At 38.9% G+C, this 3,195-nt stretch carries 4 protein-coding genes; all 4 read left to right on the forward strand.

Features of this window, described 5'->3' with window-relative positions; all coding sequences use genetic code 11:
- Window positions 1-82 precede the first annotated feature (82 nt).
- Window positions 83-286: a hypothetical protein gene (locus AC1DND_RS23810; protein ID WP_131031784.1), complete on the forward strand. Its 204-nt coding sequence runs from the start codon at window positions 83-85 to the stop codon at window positions 284-286.
- Between the two features lie 79 nt (window positions 287-365).
- The gene (locus tag AC1DND_RS23815) at window positions 366-1,265 is read left to right on the forward strand and encodes an MBL fold metallo-hydrolase (protein WP_477585056.1); all 900 of its coding nucleotides are present in this window, start codon (window positions 366-368) and stop codon (window positions 1,263-1,265) included.
- 246 nt (window positions 1,266-1,511) lie between these two features.
- A complete protein-coding gene (locus AC1DND_RS23820) occupies window positions 1,512-2,831 on the forward strand; it encodes a cytochrome ubiquinol oxidase subunit I (protein ID WP_477585057.1) in 1,320 nt (439 codons plus the stop codon).
- A 58-nt stretch (window positions 2,832-2,889) separates the two neighbouring features.
- The coding region (locus AC1DND_RS23825) for a cytochrome d ubiquinol oxidase subunit II (RefSeq protein WP_477585058.1) at window positions 2,890-3,195 on the forward strand (306 nt) is incomplete at its 3' end.

Raw genomic sequence — 3,195 nt, forward strand, 5'->3', positions numbered from 1 at the left:
TCAATAAACCCATTCCCAAAACAACTAAGAAAAAACAATCTTATTTTTCACTTGTTTCTTTAATACATCAATTTACAATAGTATGGAAACAAATAAGGAAAAAGGTAAAGTTGTTGAGAACGATTTGCTAGATAAAAAAGTAGAAGATGTGAGAGATCATGATTCTTTAGATGAAAATAAATCATCGAAAATAACCACTAATCTTTTTAACAAAGAGGATAAACGCAAGAATAATCCACTAGGGCCAGGACACGAACCCGGACCAACACCAGGTTCGGGAATATAACTGGTCGGAATATAATTTACGAACAAAATGATTAAATTTAAACCACAGCAACTGCTGTGGTTTTTAGCTAAATCCCAAAATGGAAAGAAGAAATTTTATCAAAAACTCGGCATTGGCCATGGCCTTGCTTTCAATTTATAAATCAGATGTTTTTGCACAGCAAGCGCTAATGCGTGCTTACAACTTTAAACCATTGCGCAATAATGTAGGGGTATTTACCGAACAGGGCGGTACAATAGGGTGGTTAAATTCGAGCAATGGTTTTGTGGTGGTAGATGCCCAGTTTCCAACTTCGGCGCCGCATGTGATCGAAGAATTAAAAAAACTAGGCGAAAAACCTTTCAAATACCTGATTAATACCCATCATCATGGCGACCATACCGCTGGCAATATCTCCTTTAAAGGATTGGCCGAAAAGGTTGTGGCGCATCAAAACTCCTTAGTTAACCAGAAAAGAGGTGCAGAGAAAGCAAATAATTTAGATAAACAGTTATTGCCCGACACTACTTTTGGAACAAAATGGACAGTAAAAGTAGGGGATGAGAACATAAAAGCTTCTTATTATGGCTCTGGTCATACCAATGGTGATGCCGTTTATCATTTTGAGCATGCAAATATTGCGCATGTAGGCGATTTGGTTTTCAACCGTAAGTTTCCTTACATTGATCGGGAAAACGGTGCACACATCGGCAATTGGATCACGGCATTGGATAAAATTTTGACTCAATTTGATAACGATACCCTGTTTATCTGGGGACATAGCTTAGATCCTGAAAAAGTAACAGGAAACAAAGCAGATGTTAAAGCTTTTCAAAATTACTTGCAGAACCTTTTAACTTTTGTGAGCGGAGAAATCAAAGCAGGAAAAAGCAAAGAAGACATTCTAAAAGCAAGCTCAATTCCAAATGCAACAGAATGGAAGGGAGATGGCATCCAAAGGAGTTTAACTGCTGCTTATGATGAGCTRAAAGGTGTTTAGCAACTAAGCTTATAAAAAATTATTAACCACATATAAAAGGATGTACACAGATAAGGATATAATGCCTGTAAAATCTGTGTGCATCTGTGGTTAAACAAAAATAATTATCACTGCAGCAACGAACATCCAAATCTATTTTCAATTTATAAACGTTCTATATTTAAAATAATCCTTTCAAGGTCATTGAATTACCATAGGCTTTAGTGTTTAACAACTATATTTGTTACAATTCAAAATCTACAGCTCATGGATGATTTTATCGCAGCCCGTTCCCAAATGGCCTTATCGTTAGGCTTCCACATCATTTTTTCCTGTATTGGCATGGTTATGCCTTTCTTTATGGCCGTATCGCATTATAAATGGCTTAAAACAAACGATGAGGTATATAAAAATCTCACTAAGGCCTGGAGTAAAGGTGTAGCCATCTTCTTCGCTACTGGGGCGGTATCAGGCACTATGTTATCTTTCGAATTAGGCTTGCTCTGGCCAAAGTTTATGGATCACGCTGGGCCAATATTCGGAATGCCTTTTTCGCTAGAGGGAACAGCCTTTTTTATCGAAGCAATAGCCCTCGGCTTTTTCTTGTATGGATGGAATAAGTTAAATAAATGGTTTCATTGGTTTACGGGGATGGTTGTAGGGGTAAGCGGCTTGGCCTCCGGAATTTTGGTGGTTGCCGCAAATGCCTGGATGAACAGTCCGGCGGGTTTTGATTTTGTAAACGGRCAATACCTGAATATCGATCCCATACAGGCCATGTTCAATAAAGCATGGTTTAGTCAGGCACTACACATGTGTTTGGCCGCATTTACCGCCACAGGCTTTGCTGTGGCAGGTGTACATGCCTTAATGATCTTGAGAGACCGTAATAAAGAATTTCATCTGAAAGCTTTTAAAATAGCGGCCATATTTGCTTGCATTGGCGCATTATTGCAGCCTTTAAGTGGCGATATTTCGGCAAAAGATGTAGCCAAAAGGCAACCTGCTAAACTTGCGGCTATGGAGGCATTGTACAAAACCGAAAAACCTGCCCCGCTATTGATTGGTGGAATTGTGAACGAGAAAGATAAAACCGTGAAAGGTGCAATCGAAATTCCAGGTGCTTTAAGTTTTTTGGCACATGGCGATTTCAAAGCTGAAGTAAAGGGTTTAGATCAGATTCCAGAAAACGAGCATCCTCCGGTAGCCATAACCCATTATGCTTTCCAGATTATGGTTGGAATTGGCACACTGCTACTTTTAGTATCCTTAACTTATTTCTTCACTTTATTTAAAAAGAAACCTTTGACCGAGAAACGCTGGCTGCTGAAATTATTTGTTGTGGCCATTCCGCTTGGTTACATTGCTTTAGAGGCCGGCTGGGTAGTTACAGAGGTTGGTAGGCAGCCGTGGATTATTTATGGTATTATGCGCACTAAAGATGCCGTTACGCCGATGCCGGGTATTGCCTATTCGTTTTATATCTTTTCAGCCATTTACGTTTCTTTAAGCGTTATTGTAACGTTTTTGCTTTACCGCCAGATTAAAATGGTGCCTGTACTCTATAATAAACCAGAAACGAAATAATTAATTAACCACATAATTATGATTTGTGTAATCAAAAAATCTGTGTAATCATCTTAATATGGAACAAGTTGTAATTACATTTTTATGCATGGCCATTCTGCTCTATTTTTTATTGGGTGGGGCCGATTTTGGTGCAGGGATTATAGAGCTATTCACTTCAACAAAGAATAGAAGTAAAACCCGTAAAACCATGTATCAGGCTATTGGTCCGGTTTGGGAGGCAAACCATATGTGGCTGATTATTGCCATTGTAATCCTTTTCGTAGGTTTCCCGCATATTTATATCACCATGTCCGTTTATCTGCATATTCCATTGGCGATTATGCTCATCGGAATTATTGCACGGGGCACCGCTTTCGTATTC

It is taken from the genome of Pedobacter sp. 01N416, assembly GCF_056399685.1.